A 13490-nucleotide genomic window follows, 5' to 3' on the forward strand; every position below is an offset into this window, starting at 1 on the left:
TTGAGTGACGCCGTCAACGACAGGGAACCGCTGCGACTACTGCCGATGGATGCGGCGTGGCTGAATCTCGAAAGCCCGCAAAATCCGTTAACGATCACTGTGCTGATGCGCGTTGACGGGCTGAATTTTGCGGAATTGCGAGCCTTCCTGCAGCGCTACTGGCTGACCTGGGAACGGTTCCGCATGGTTCCGGTGGAAAAATCCTGTGGCTGGTGCTGGGAGCGGGACCGCCACTTTGACCTGGTCAACCACCTGGTTCATGTGCCGGAAGCCATGGATGAGCAGCGCCTGCAGCAATGGGTCTCGGCACGGCTCAATCAGCCCCTGCGTCGTAACCGGCCCCACTGGGCCTTCTGGCTGGTGCCCAATGCCGAGGGCGGGGCGGCCCTGCTGTTCCGTATTCATCATTGTTACGGCGATGGCATGTCCCTGCTGGATGTGTTTGACAGCATCTGTACCAAAGCCCCCGACGAGCAGCCCACCGTTTTCGGCAGCAGCGAGCGGCCTACCGCCCGCCGCTGGCCCCAGGTGCTGCAGGCCTGTCGCGACGCGGTCAGCACGGGGTTTCGTGGCTGGCGGGAGCATTCCGGTTCGACAGGCGGCAGCGCTTCTGCCAGCCAGCACGATGAGCTACCGGAATCCCATCAGGCGGGGGCGCTGGAGCAGGGGGCGATGACCGGCCTGCGGGCGATCAATGAGATAACCGGCATGATAACCGAGCCGGAGGATACCCCATCCAGCCTCAAACGATCCCTGCTGGGACGGCGTCACTGCCGGTGGTCCGGCCCGGTGCCCGTGCGCCGGTTCCTGTCCATCGCCCGCCGTTATGGTTGCAGCATCAACGACGTACTGCTGGCCTGCGTGGCCGCCGCCATGCGTGATGCCATGGCGGTTCCGGAACGATTGCTGAACCAGTCCGTGGTCCATGCGGCGGTACCGGTGGATATCCGCCGCAGCCTGCCAGCCCGCCTGAGGCCCGCGCCGCAGATGCCCGGCAACTACTTTGGTACCGTTTTTGTGCCCCTGCCGCTGGATGGCCGCTATGCCCTGGAGCGGCTCTGGCGCATCAAGCATGAAAGCCGCCGGCTCAGGCGCAGCTGGCAGCCGGTTATTTCCTGGGGGTTGAGCGGCCTGGCGTCATTGCTGCCGCCGTCCCTGCGCAAGCCTATTGCCGACCTGTTCTACCGCAAGGCCAGTGCCGTGGTGTCGAATGTGCCCGGCACCCGCGAGCCACGCTACCTGGCGGGGCGCCGGGTGCTGGAGCAGATGTTCTGGGTGCCCCAGGCCGGCGAAATCGGTCTGGGTGTGAGCATCGTAAGCTATGCCGGTAACGTACAGTTCGGTGTGGTGGCCGATGAAGCGGTGCTGTCTGACCCGGACGCCTTCCTGGCCAGGTGTGTGAAGGAGCTGGACATCCTTTCCGATAGCCCGGCGCCCTGAACCGCGACGGTTGTTATTGCCCTGCTGCCACCCCACAACTACAAGGTAAGGGATCCCCTGAGAAAATGCCGGGGCGGACGATGTCCCCGGCGCTGGTGGTCAGGTACCGGTACCTGACCTCGCAGGGTGCTCTCGGGGAACGGGTCAATCAGACAACAGGAGATACGGAATGAGCGACACACGGGTCGAAAAAGACAGCCTTGGGGAAGTTCAGGTTCCGGTCAATGCGCTCTGGGGGGCACAGACCCAGCGAGCGGTGGACAACTTTCCTGTCAGCGGGCAGCCCATGCCCCCCGGGTTTATCGAGGCCGTGGTGACGGTCAAGAAGGCGGCGGCGCAAGCCAACCACCGCCTCAAGATGCTGGATGACGATCGTCACGCCGCTATTGTCAAAGCCTGCGATCGCCTTCTCGAAGGCGGGCTTGAGGCGCAGTTTCCGGTGGACCGATACCAGACCGGTTCCGGTACCAGCACCAACATGAACGTCAACGAGGTGATTGCCAGTCTGGCCAGCACGGATGAGCTGTCCGTCAATCCCAACGACCACGTCAACATGAGCCAGAGCTCCAACGACGTTATTCCCACCGCCATCCACGTCAGTGCCGTGAAGGCGCTCCAGACCTCGGTGCTGCCGGCCCTCACGCATCTGGGTGGGATCATCTATGAGCGGGAGAACCTGCTTGACGGCCAGGTGAAAACCGGCCGCACCCACCTGATGGATGCCATGCCGGTGACCCTTGGGCAGGAGCTCAGGGCGTGGCGTGAACAGCTGGAGGCTGTGGGCCGTCGCCTGGAGTACAGCAGCGACGAGCTGCTTGCGGTTCCCCAGGGCGGTACGGCTGTCGGAACCGGCATTAATGCCGATACCCGCTTTGCCGGCGAGTTCGTCAAGGAGCTGTACCAGTTGACCGGCTTCCGCTTTCGGGAAATGGAGCACAAGTTTGTCGGCCAGAGCGCCATTGATGGCCCGGTGAATCTGTCGTCGCAGTTTCGCGGCATGGCGATCGTACTGATGAAGATCGCCAACGATCTGCGCTGGATGAACAGCGGGCCTATCCACGGTCTGGCGGAAATCAGCCTGCCGGCACTGCAGCCAGGCAGCTCCATCATGCCTGGCAAGGTCAACCCGGTGATTCCGGAGTCGGTGGCCATGGTTTCCGCCCAGGTCATGGGGCTGGACAGCGCGGTGGCTATTGCCGGCCAGTCGGGCAACTTCCAGTTGAACGTCATGCTGCCCCTGGTGGGGGCCAATCTGCTGGACATGAGCCAGTTGCTGACCAGCGGTGCCCACCTGCTCGGCGACAAGGCAATTGCGGGCTTCACGGTCAACGAGGCTACCCTGGACGAGGCCGTTGGCCGTAATCCCGTGCTGGTGACCGCGCTCAATCCGGAAATCGGCTATGCCAAAGCCGCGGAAATCGCCAAGGAAGCCTACGCCAGTGGACGTGCCATCATTGATGTGGCGGAAGAGAAGAGCGGCCTGAGTCGCAGCAGGCTCGAAAAGCTGCTGGACCCGCTGGAGTTGACCAAAGGCGGCCTGAAGGGCTGACCGCGCCACTGAACAGGAGAATGCCGGCGGATGATCACGGTCTGGTTGCTGGTCCTGCTGATCCTGGCCAACGGCTTGCCCGTGGTTGCCGCCAGGCTGTTGCATCATCGTTTTGACCTTCCCGTCGACGGCGGTCGCCGGTGGCGGGATGGGCGACCGCTGCTCGGAGCCAGCAAGACCTGGCGTGGACTGCTGGCCGGCCTGCTGGGGTGTGCCCTGTGCGCGCCACTGTTGGGCCTCAGCGCGGCCTTTGGCGCTGTCTACGGGGCGCTGGCCCTGGCCGGGGACCTGCTCAGCAGTTTCATCAAGCGCCGCCTGGGCCTGGAGGCCAGCGCCCGGGCGAGCGGTCTGGACCAGCTGCCGGAATCGGCATTGCCGGTGGCTTTCGCGTGGTTGTGGCTGGATCTGCCGGCCTGGCAGGCCATCGGCGTGGTGCTGCTGTTCGTGACCGGCAATGTGCTGTCGTCACCACTACTCTACCGGCTCGGTATTCGCAAACGACCGCACTAGAAAGACTCGTCAGGTTATTCTGGCCCGCGTGTCAGCACGTGGATGGTGACTTCCGGCGGACAGTTCAGGCGGACATTGACAACAGAGGTGCCGGCCCCGGGCGAGGTGTAGCCCTGCATGCCGTTGTGTCGCCAGTAACCCCTGCCCAGGGCCCGCGGGCAGTTGGCGTCCAGGGTCAGGGGGAAGCCCCCGGGCAGGCAGATCTGGCCACCGTGGGTATGGCCACACAGGTACAGGTCATAACCGGCATGGGCCGCTTCCCGCCAGATTTCCGGGCTGTGACTGAGCAGCAGTGATACGGCCCCCTCGGGAATATCGTCGCCGGCCCGTTGCAGATTATGCACCTTGTAGAAATGGGGGTCGTCAACACCGGCAATGTACAGGGTCTGATCATCCCGGCTGATGACCCGGTGCTCGTTCAGCAGCAGGCGGAAGCCCATGTCTTCCAGCCCAGGCACCATGCGGATACTGTCATGGTTGCCCAGCACCGCCAGGGCTTCGCCCCGGATCGCCTCCCGCAGCCGCGCCATGCCCTCCAGTGCGTTGTCCACCGGCCCCCAGGTCAGTTTGCGGTAATCTCCGGTTAACACACACAGGTCATACTCCAGCGGTTCAATCTGCCGGATGACGGCCTCCAGGTTGGCCGGGTCCATATCCACATGCAGGTCGGTCAGGTGGAGGATCCGGAAACCCTCGAAGGCCTTTGGCAGGGACGCAATCCGGAACGGGTGTTCAATGGTCCTCAGGGTACGGCTGTTGGTCTGCCCACGGCCAAACAGTCCGGAGAGCTTCAGGCAGGTGCGTATGAAGCCGGGTGCCGAGGTCAGGTTCTCCAGGTGGAAGGACCGGTGGTCGCGGCCGGTAACCCGCTGCTCCGATTCCTGCTCAATGCTGAGCCGCTGGCGGGCGTGTACCGGTCCCATTCGAAGGCTGAGGCGGTATCGTAGAAGATCATCATCGTTGGGTGCGGGCGCCTGTGCGGTCATGAAATCAGTGCCGGTCCGTATCGGTTTCCGTGTTGTCACAAAAACAGTATGGTCGCTGAAACGTGAACCGACAATGATGCCTGGCAATACCAGGACAGCAATCATGAGGACGTCGTGAGCGAAAACAACACATTCCGCGAAGTGTTCAGGGTATTCCTGCGCCTGGGCCTGACCTCGTTCGGCGGGCCCGCCGCCCATCTGGGTTACTTCCATGATGAATTTGTACGCCGGCGGCAGTGGCTGAGTGAGAGTGCCTATGGTGAGGTGGTGGCCCTGTGCCAGTTGTTGCCGGGGCCGGCATCGAGTCAGGTCGGGCTGGCTATCGGCTTTTTGAGAGGCCAGTACCGTGGCGCACTGGCAGCCTGGCTGGCCTTTACCCTGCCGTCTGCCATTCTGATGGCGTTATTCGCGCTGGGGCTGGGTCTGTGGCCCGACGCTGCGGAGGGTGGCTGGGTGGCCGGTCTGAAATTGTTCGTGGTCGCCGTGGTCGCTCAGGCCGTGTGGCAGATGGGCCGTACCCTGTGTCCGGACCGGGTGCGTAAGGGGCTGGCGGTAATGGTGGCTGCCATCCTGCTGGTGGCGGGCTCCGCGGCGATGCAGCTGGTGGCACTGGTGGTGGCCGGGTTGGCCGGGATGATGCTGCGGGTGCCCCCCGGCGACCGGCGGGAGGCACTGTCGCTGCCGGTTCAGGGGCGCCGACCGGTGGTGTTCCTGGTGCTGTTCGCGCTGCTTCTGCTGGTCTCGTTGCTGCCGACCCAGGCAGGATCGCAGAGCTGGCTGGCGGCCGAGATGTACCGGTCGGGGGCGCTGGTATTTGGCGGCGGGCATGTGGTCCTGCCGTGGCTGGAGGAGGGTTTTGTGGCCTCGGGCCAGGTCCCGGCCGACACTTTTCTGGCCGGCTATGGTGCAGCCCAGGCCGTGCCGGGCCCGCTGTTCACCTTCTCGGCGTTCCTGGGGGGCACGGTCGGAGGCGTGCAGGGCAGCATTGTGGCCCTGGTTTCGGTTTTTCTGCCCGGGGTGCTGCTGGTGTTCACGGGCCTTCCCCTGTGGCAGTGGCTGCGTCACCACGACCGGGCCCGCTCGGCATTGGCCGGGGTGAACGCGGGGGTTGTCGGGCTGCTGCTGGCAGCGCTCTATGATCCGGTCTGGACCTCCGCCGTACACTCTGCCTCTGGCGTGGCTTTTGTGCTGGCGGCCTGGTGGGCATTGGCGGTTATCAGGGTTCCCGTCTGGGTGCTGGCGCCGGTCAGTGCGGTAGTGGGCGCCTTGCTGTTCTGAGGGGCAGGTTTCAGTCTCCGGGGCGATCGGTTCACAGGGCGAGCAACAGGGTTGGCCGTGTGTCTTTAAAGAGTACAGAATGGCCATGGGATGAGTGCAGCCTGCCCCGACCACGGGAACCCCGGCGGGGACTGGCTGTCCAAGAGGCCGGATGAATAGGAGTCAGGCGATGAGTATGACCTGTAGCGTTCCCGGATTGACCGTTCCCCGGAGCCGTTTTCCGGCTCCCGAGCATGATCTGGTGCCGGAAGAGGGCGCGGGCCTGTCAACAGCGGTGTTTGCCGGTGGCTGTTTCTGGTGTGTGGAAGCGGTCTTCATGGCGCTGGAGGGTGTCCATAGTGTCGTTTCCGGATACACGGGGGGTGACCGTGAGTCCGCCAACTATGATGCTGTCTGTACGGGCCGAACCGGGCATGCAGAAGCGGTGGAAATACAGTACGATCCGGCGGTGATAAGCTACGGTGAGTTGCTGCGGGTTTTCTTTTCCGTGGCCCACGACCCGACACAGCTGAACCGACAGGGTAACGATCGCGGTCCCCAGTACCGTTCCGCGGTGTTCTTTTCGTCACCGCAGGAAAAACGAGTGGTGGAAGACTATATTCGCCTTATCGATGCATCGGGCGTGTACCCGGACCCGGTGGTCACCACTCTTGAGCCGCTGGACGAATTCTATCCGGCGGAAGACTATCATCAGAATTTTGCCGGCAAGCACCCCCAGCAACCGTATATCATGGCGGTTGCGGCCCCCAAGCTGAAAAAGGTCAGGGAAGCCTATCCGGACAGGCTCAAGAATGCCTGAGCGGATAGGCTGTGGAACCGGGGTGCCTTCGGCCCGTCAACAGAGGTGAAACCATGACCACATCCGCTTCAGGATACGATCTGACCCCCTTATCCCCGCAAGAGGTCAGCCGGCGAGCTGCCGACCTGACCGATGAAGAGCGCACGGTGCTGCTGGACCACGGCACCGAGAGACCGTTCTGCGGCACCCTCCTGGACAACAAGCAGGATGGTGTCTACCACTGCAGGTTGTGCGACCTGCCGCTGTTCAGCTCCCGGTCAAAGTTTGATTCCGGAACCGGCTGGCCCAGCTTCTTCGAGCCATTCGATGCGGATCATATCCGCCAGCTGGAAGACCGCAGCCTCGGTATGGCCCGCACCGAGATCCGGTGTGCCCGCTGCGACAGTCACCAGGGGCATGTGTTTCCCGACGGACCGCTCCCTACTGGCCAACGCTATTGCCTGAACTCCGTTTCGCTGGTCTTTCGCCCGGACCCGGCTCCTTCCCGGTGAATAACGCCATTTGCCTTGCCTGACCGGTCGAACTGTCAGCGTACTGGCCGACGACACTTGGATCACCGTTGCCTCCCCGGGCTATAATCCCCGGCTTTTCCACAGCGACCCTCTGGTCAGCAAATGAACCACAGGGGACGCCAGCCCGGCAGGAGCTGCCAGCAATGCAACCCAGATCCAACCCGCTTACCGAATCCGCGACCCTGTTGCGCCGGGTGGCCGTAATTCTCGGTTCCTTCGGGCTGACCGCCCTCTACAGTCTGCTGATTCTGGGCCGGGCAGCGGTTCGCCGGCTTGACCGGAAGACGGTGGATGCCTACATCCACGGCTGGTCAACGACGGTGTTGCGCATGGTGCGGGCCAACCTCACCGTTCGGGGGGAAATACCCGAGTTCGGTGATGGGCGGCGCTACATGATCATGAGCACCCACGCCAGCCAGTACGACATCCCGATCACCCTCGCGTCCATGCCCGGCTCCGTTCGCATGCTGGCGAAAAAGGAAATGTTCGGAGTTCCGCTGCTGGGGCCCGCCATGAAGGCAGCGGAATTTCCTTCCATCGATCGCCACAACCGCCACCGTGCCGTTCAGGATCTGGCCCGAGCCAGGGCCATGATGGAGAGCGGGATCGTGTTGTGGGCGGCCCCGGAGGGTACGCGCTCGCCGGATGCGAGCCTGCAGCCGTTCAAGAAAGGGTGCTTCCACCTGGCTTTGGATACCGAGGCGGTTATCGTGCCCATGGCAATCCGTGGTGTTCACGGGGTATTGCAGGCCCGCAGCTGGAAGATCAACCTCGGGCAGCCGGTGGAAGTGGTGGTCGGCACGCCCATTGACACGTCCGGCATGAGCAAGGAGCAGTTGCCGGAGCTGATGGCTCAGGTGCGCACTCAGCTCGAGGAATTGCTGGGTGATGGCGAGGCACGCTAAAGGATAGGCACGCCTGTTGCCCGGGCGGCACTGACCACGGTGGAGGCCAGGTAACCGGTATAACCGATATAGGCCGCCATCAGCACAGCCCCTTCCCATCGCAGGATGACGCGCCTGCTGCCAAAGGCCCCATAGCCCATCAGGAACAGGGCCACCGTCACCGCCATCATCACTGACCAGTCCCGATAGAGCACCACGGATTCAGCGGCCATGGGCTCAATGGTGGCAGCAATACCGACCACGGCCAGCGTATTGAAGATGCCAGAGCCGAGGATGTTGCCCAGTATCAGGTCATGCTCCTTCTTGCGCACAGACGCGATACCGGCGGCCAGTTCGGGCAGCGAGGTGCCGATGGCGACGATGGTCAGCCCGATGATCAGGTCGCTGACGCCCAGCGTCTGGGCGACATAGACCGCACCCCAGACCAGCATTCGTGAGCTTATCAGCAACAACACCAGCCCGACGACCAGCCACATTATGGCCCTGGGCAGTGGCATGGGGTGGGCGGTCACTTCCGCTTCGGCTTCACCGCCAAGGGGGTCGGCCTTGCCCCGGATGCCCTGGAAGATGGACCAGCCCATGACGACGGCGAACACGGCCAGCAGCACCCAGCCGTCGAGCCGGGTCAGTTCGCCGTCCAGCAATTGCCAGCCGGCCAGCAGCGTGATGCCGATCAGGATCGGGAGTTCCTTGCGCAGGATCTGGGAGTGAACGTCGATAGGGCTGACCAAAGCCACCAGGCCTACAATCAGGGCGATGTTGGTAATGTTGGAGCCATAGGCATTGCCCAGCGCCAGGCCGGGATTGCCGTCGGTGGCGGCAATGGCGGAAACGGCGAGCTCCGGGGCGGAGGTGCCGAAACCGATCACCACCATGCCGATCAGCAGTGGCGACATGCCAAGGTGTGTGGCGGTGGCCGCGGCGCCGTCCACAAAACGGTCGGCGCTCCAGACCAGCAGGATCAGGCCTGTGATGATCGCGAGCAAGGCAAGCAGCATCGAAATTTCCTGTGTTGAAAGCCCTTGACCGGCCAGCCCCTTGAGCGGTCCGGACATTCTGGTCGTAAATGTTGGTGGCAGACATTACCGCAAAAGTGCCGCAAAGGTAAGCACCCGGGAATCCCCTATGGCCGCAGCTGGTCTGTTGCCGCATCCTCCTACTAAAGTTGCGGTGACTGCGTACGTACTAATCCGCATGATATGGGCCCGGTATTCGCAGGCGGAACCAGGAGGTTTCATAATTACGTCTATTGCGTAACAAATGATTGGCATGCTCATTATTTTGTGATCCTCCCTCAATCGGGGATAATGCCAGTTTTAAAGGGCACCGCTGCTGATCGTGGCGGCCCGACAGGTCAACGAATTAACCAAACGGGACACTGATAAATGGCTGTAACACAGGCAGACGTAGTGCTGGTCGGCGGTGGCGTCATGAGCGCCACTCTCGGCATGATGCTCAGGCAGCTGGATCCATCCCTGAACATCGTCATGGTTGAACGTCTCGATCACGTTGCCCATGAAAGCACGGATGGATGGAACAACGCAGGTACCGGCCACGCCGGCTACTGTGAACTCAACTACACCCCCGAAGATGACAAGGGTGATGTGTCCATTGACCGGGCGCTGACCATCAACGCTTCCTTCGAAATCTCCCTTCAGCTCTGGTCCTGGCTGGTGGAGCAGGGCATGCTCCCGGAGCCGAAGTCGTTTATCAATCGCACCCCTCATATGAGCTTTGTCTGGGGCGACGACGGTGTTGCCTTCCTCAAGCGCCGATATGAAAAGCTCGGTAACCACCACCTGTTCCGGGAGATGGAATACACCGAATCTCCCGACGTGCTTCACCAGTGGATGCCGCTGGTGGTCGATAACCGCGACCCGATGCAGAAGGTGGCGGCGACCCGCATAGGTCATGGTGCCGATGTTGATTTCGGGGCCCTCACCAGGAGTATGGTGACGTATCTGGAAGGCACCGAAAACTTTGAACTGATGCTCAGCAGTCCGGTCACCGACCTTCGCAAGCGCAAGAACGGGCGCTGGAAGGTAGAGGTGAAAGACCAGAAGACCGGTGATCGCAAGAAGATCGACGCCGGTTTCGTGTTCCTGGGTGCCGGCGGCGGTGCCCTGCCGATGCTGCAGAAATCCGATATCGACGAGGCCAGGGGTTACGGCGGTTTCCCGGTCAGTGGCCAGTGGCTGGTATGCCAGAAGCCCGACATCGTCGAGCAGCACCGCGCCAAGGTTTATGGCAAGGCGCCCATTGGTGCGCCACCGATGTCGGTCCCGCACCTGGATACCCGTATTATTGATGGCAAACCGGCACTGCTGTTTGGCCCCTTTGCCGGCTTTACCACCCGCTTCCTTAAACAGGGTTCACTTTTCGACCTGTTCGGTTCGGTCAAGCCTACCAACCTGCGGCCCATGCTGTCCGTGAGTCGTACCAATATGGACCTCACCCGCTATCTGATCGGGGAAGTGTTCCAGTCACACGCTGACCGCGTCGACTCGCTGCGCAACTTTTTCCCCAATGCCCGGGAAGAAGACTGGAAACTGCAGGAGGCGGGGCAGCGGGTGCAGATCATCAAGAAAGCCGAGGGTGGTGGCGGCAAGCTGGAATTCGGCACCGAAATTGTCGCCGCGAAAGATGGCACCCTGGCGGCCCTGCTGGGTGCATCCCCGGGCGCGTCCACCGCTGCCCACGCGATGCTGGACGTGATTCACCGTTGCTTCTCTGAGCGGGTCAAAACAGACCAGTGGCAGGAACGTCTGCGGGAGCTGATTCCGTCCTATGGGAAGTCCCTGGTGGACGATGAAGCCCTCCTGACCCGGGTACGTGAGCGCACGCTAAACACCCTCCGCCTCAGGGAAGACTGACCCCGTCCCCCGGTGCCCGGTCGGCATTCTGGCCGGCCCGGGCCTGTGGTCTCTGGTATGCCGTAACATAATGCATCACAGGGTGAGCCCGACTTCTATGTATAATCAGCCTGAAGCACTGATACAGGGCAAAACGCTCTAAGGATTTCAGGTTTGATAAATCACCAAAAAAATACGCCAGCCGATGACATCCAGGAGGAGCTGGCGATCAGGGTTCAGCAGCTGGATGATGCCATAAAGCTGGTGTCGGTCAGTCTGGCCCTCACCCGCCCGGGCAAGATTCCCAAGTTGCTGGACAGCGTCCGGCAGGTGCTGATGGTGGAGGGTGGCTGCGCGGCGGTTGAGGCCCGGGCCGAGGCGATTGAAAAGTGTGGTGTGTTTGCAGGATCGGACTGGGCGTACCCCCAGATCCTTGTGCCTTCCCTGACCACTTATTCCCTGCGTAGCCCGCAGATGGAAACCGTGGTGATCGAGGCGCTCAGCGAATTGCGCCTGCTGGCGGTGGCCAAGGGCGTTTATCAGCACCCTCAGTTGTCTGCGGAGCAGGCCCATCATTACCTGGCTCAGGTTCTTGCGGTCAATCTGGAGTTGCTGTTCGGAGTACCTACCGAGGCAGAGCGGGAACAACAGGGGTCATTGGCCACAATCAGTCGCGGCGTCATCCGTCACCTGGCCGAGCGCATCGGCTACGAGCATGTCATTGATCAGCTGATCGACGAGATCTGGCGAGTGCTGAACCAGCGGCCGATCCAGGTGGCCGGTGTTCAACAGATGATTACCCAGATAGCCATCTGCCGAAATAACCCGGATATTGATCTTGGCGGTAGTGGCAGTGGGGCCGATCGTCTGATCAGCAGCCTGTTCGGTCCGACCCAGGCCTGCCGGGAAGATCCGGGGGTGGACGTCTACCGGGAACGGCTGGCCGCCATGGACAATGCCGCCCTGCAAAGTGAGGCGACCGGGTGTGCCCGGGCAATGCACGATACCGGGCTGGTGTCTCCGTACCATGGTGAGCTGGTTCGCTATCTGATGGAGCACGCCCCGACCCTGTTGTCTGAGGCGATGGGCCTTTCCGGCACCGGGCGGGATTGCCTGCTGTGTTACCAGGGGCTGGTGCACGCGCTGATCGAGCAGGGCATTTACCCGCAGACCTGTCAGGGGCTTTACGGGCTGGCGCTGATGCTCGAACGAGGCATTCTGTACCAGGCTCCGGTTGCCCCGGCGCTCTGGCGTCAGGTGCAGCTTCCCGTGTCATCCTTCAATCGTGAGCGCATCGAGCTTGCCTATGGAACGATGCAGGAACCTCGCGCCTGGCTGATCCAGGGGGTGCTGTCGATGCTGGGTCAGCCGCTTGGCGTGGGGCAGGGCAACAATCCCACCTGTCAGTCAGCCCGGGCCCTGTCCATGTGGGCCTATAACGACCCGGACTACCTGTTGCAGATGGTGACCTGGGCCGCCCGGGATGACGAGATCATCATGCACTTCGAGGGGCAGCCGGTGTCATCGCGCCTGAGCGGTGCTGGCGTTGCCGCTGAAATTACACTGGACCTCGATCCGGTATCCTTGCTGGTGGTGCCGCACCTGGACCGGATCTACGCCGAAATGGGGCGGCTGTGTATCGGTCGCGAAGGTGATCCGCACCGCTGGGTGAACCCGGAATTCCATGGCTGGTGGTCGGGCCGGGGCTTCCGCATCAACGTGGACGTGGCCACCGGCCAACTGGAGGATCTTGATGGCTTCCTGCGCCACTTCTATGTGAGCTATCACCCCTATTACAACGGCAACCAGCCATTGATCCACCCACAGCCCGCCGGCATCGCCGTCACCGACAGCGCCGCCCGGTTTATCGGGTGGCATGCCATCACCATACTGCGGGTAGCCCTGGATCAGCAGGACCAGATGCGGATCTATTTCTTCAACCCCAACAATGACAGTGGCCAGGACTGGGGCGACGACATTGTTGTCAGCACCTCCGGTAATGGCGAGCGCTTCGGGGAAGCGTCGCTGCCGTTCGAGGCCTTCGCATCCAGATTGTATATCTTCCATTTCGATCCCCTGGAGCGTGGCAATCCGGATGCGGTGTCCGCGGAGGAAATCGAGCGGATTATGGCTCTGGTGCACCGAAGCTGGGGAGCCGACCGGGTAAACGGGGAGGCGTTGCAGGCGGATCCGGGGCCGGTCTGAGAGGTTGGCTTGTTCGTGGACCTCCCGGGGCGGTTGCGCGCTAAGGCTGACCTATGGTCTCAATATTAATACACAGGGGCGAATGGGGCGTCGACACTCTTTACATCCGGTAAGGTTCGGTACAGTGCCCGCCTATGCCCGATAAACGGAACTTGCTGTGCTTCCAGCCTTCCCGAATGCCGGTTGCTGGCCACGGTATTCAGGGAAATAGCGACAATACGCCACTCGGGGCAAATCAGCGATAATCCCTGAAAGCCGGGCGCTCCCAATGCGATCTATTTCACTGAATATTCTTCTCCTTTAGTCTCAGACTTGTACTGTCCATTATAAATCGGCAAAGAATCCCCTATTAATACGTAAGCATACGATTATCTGAAGCGCACTGCTTGGCAAGTGCGTTACAAATATCTCCAGAGTAGGCACTAATCCTGGTCCAACGTGTGGGTTTTCGCCA

General features: G+C 61.9%; 11 protein-coding genes. 9 read left to right on the forward strand and 2 right to left on the reverse strand.

All coding sequences use genetic code 11. The annotated features are described in order from the left end of the window. From IE079_RS10875 to IE079_RS10885, 3 genes are all read left to right on the forward strand, one after another. Positions 1-1440: a WSD1 family O-acyltransferase gene (locus IE079_RS10875; RefSeq protein WP_227712445.1), complete on the forward strand. Its 1440-nt coding sequence runs from the start codon at positions 1-3 to the stop codon at positions 1438-1440. A 169-nt stretch (positions 1441-1609) separates the two neighbouring features. Beyond that, positions 1610-2989 carry a class II fumarate hydratase gene (locus IE079_RS10880; RefSeq protein WP_189576273.1) on the forward strand — a complete coding sequence of 460 codons (1380 nt, stop codon included), beginning with the start codon at positions 1610-1612 and terminating at the stop codon, positions 2987-2989. A 30-nt stretch (positions 2990-3019) separates the two neighbouring features. After that, positions 3020-3499 carry a CDP-archaeol synthase gene (locus IE079_RS10885; protein ID WP_189576275.1) on the forward strand — a complete coding sequence of 160 codons (480 nt, stop codon included), beginning with the start codon at positions 3020-3022 and terminating at the stop codon, positions 3497-3499. Between the two features lie 14 nt (positions 3500-3513). On the opposite strand, the gene IE079_RS10890 is transcribed toward IE079_RS10885, so the two are convergent. After that, positions 3514-4485, reverse strand: coding sequence for a metallophosphoesterase (locus tag IE079_RS10890; RefSeq protein WP_189576277.1), 972 nt, complete (start codon positions 4483-4485; stop codon positions 3514-3516). A gap of 114 nt (positions 4486-4599) precedes the next feature. On the opposite strand from IE079_RS10890, the gene chrA reads away from it, so the two are divergent. From chrA to IE079_RS10910, 4 genes are all read left to right on the forward strand, one after another. Continuing rightward, positions 4600-5763, forward strand: a complete 1164-nt coding sequence (gene chrA, locus IE079_RS10895; protein WP_189576279.1) for a chromate efflux transporter — start codon at positions 4600-4602, stop codon at positions 5761-5763. A 169-nt stretch (positions 5764-5932) separates the two neighbouring features. After that, positions 5933-6562 carry a peptide-methionine (S)-S-oxide reductase MsrA gene (gene msrA, locus IE079_RS10900; RefSeq protein ID WP_189576281.1) on the forward strand — a complete coding sequence of 210 codons (630 nt, stop codon included), beginning with the start codon at positions 5933-5935 and terminating at the stop codon, positions 6560-6562. Positions 6563-6615: 53 nt separating this feature from the next. Further along, a complete protein-coding gene (msrB, locus tag IE079_RS10905; RefSeq protein ID WP_189576283.1) occupies positions 6616-7053 on the forward strand; it encodes a peptide-methionine (R)-S-oxide reductase MsrB in 438 nt (145 codons plus the stop codon). A 164-nt stretch (positions 7054-7217) separates the two neighbouring features. Continuing rightward, positions 7218-7979 (forward strand): lysophospholipid acyltransferase family protein, encoded by a 762-nt coding sequence (locus tag IE079_RS10910; protein ID WP_189576285.1) that lies wholly within the window; start codon positions 7218-7220, stop codon positions 7977-7979. Here IE079_RS10910 and IE079_RS10915 read toward each other — a convergent pair. Continuing rightward, positions 7976-8977 (reverse strand): calcium/sodium antiporter, encoded by a 1002-nt coding sequence (locus tag IE079_RS10915; protein WP_189576287.1) that lies wholly within the window; start codon positions 8975-8977, stop codon positions 7976-7978. The two genes, IE079_RS10910 and IE079_RS10915, sit on opposite strands and share 4 nt — an antisense overlap. Before the next feature lie 387 nt (positions 8978-9364). On the opposite strand from IE079_RS10915, the gene mqo reads away from it, so the two are divergent. Both mqo and IE079_RS10925 read left to right on the forward strand, forming a co-directional pair. Beyond that, entirely contained in the window at positions 9365-10852 is a 1488-nt protein-coding gene (gene mqo, locus IE079_RS10920) for a malate dehydrogenase (quinone) (RefSeq protein WP_189576289.1), read from the forward strand. Between the two features lie 153 nt (positions 10853-11005). Next, complete coding sequence (locus tag IE079_RS10925; RefSeq protein WP_227712446.1) at positions 11006-13036, forward strand: hypothetical protein; 2031 nt, start codon at positions 11006-11008, stop codon at positions 13034-13036. Positions 13037-13490 lie beyond the last annotated feature (454 nt).

The sequence above is a fragment of the Marinobacter zhanjiangensis genome (genome assembly GCF_014651935.1).
In the GTDB taxonomy this organism is placed as follows: domain Bacteria; phylum Pseudomonadota; class Gammaproteobacteria; order Pseudomonadales; family Oleiphilaceae; genus Marinobacter; species Marinobacter zhanjiangensis.

Bases quoted from the DNA above. Each gene is read 5' to 3' on its own strand.
- IE079_RS10880 (WP_189576273.1), top strand. From the start codon at position 1,610: ATGAGCGACACACGGGTCGAAAAAGACAGCCTTGGGGAAGTTCAGGTT.
- IE079_RS10885 (WP_189576275.1), top strand. From the start codon at position 3,020: ATGATCACGGTCTGGTTGCTGGTCCTGCTGATCCTGGCCAACGGCTTG.
- IE079_RS10890 (WP_189576277.1), bottom strand. From the start codon at position 4,485: ATGACCGCACAGGCGCCCGCACCCAACGATGATGATCTTCTACGATAC.
- msrA (WP_189576281.1), top strand. From the start codon at position 5,933: ATGAGTATGACCTGTAGCGTTCCCGGATTGACCGTTCCCCGGAGCCGT.
- msrB (WP_189576283.1), top strand. From the start codon at position 6,616: ATGACCACATCCGCTTCAGGATACGATCTGACCCCCTTATCCCCGCAA.
- IE079_RS10910 (WP_189576285.1), top strand. From the start codon at position 7,218: ATGCAACCCAGATCCAACCCGCTTACCGAATCCGCGACCCTGTTGCGC.
- IE079_RS10915 (WP_189576287.1), bottom strand. From the start codon at position 8,977: ATGCTGCTTGCCTTGCTCGCGATCATCACAGGCCTGATCCTGCTGGTC.
- mqo (WP_189576289.1), top strand. From the start codon at position 9,365: ATGGCTGTAACACAGGCAGACGTAGTGCTGGTCGGCGGTGGCGTCATG.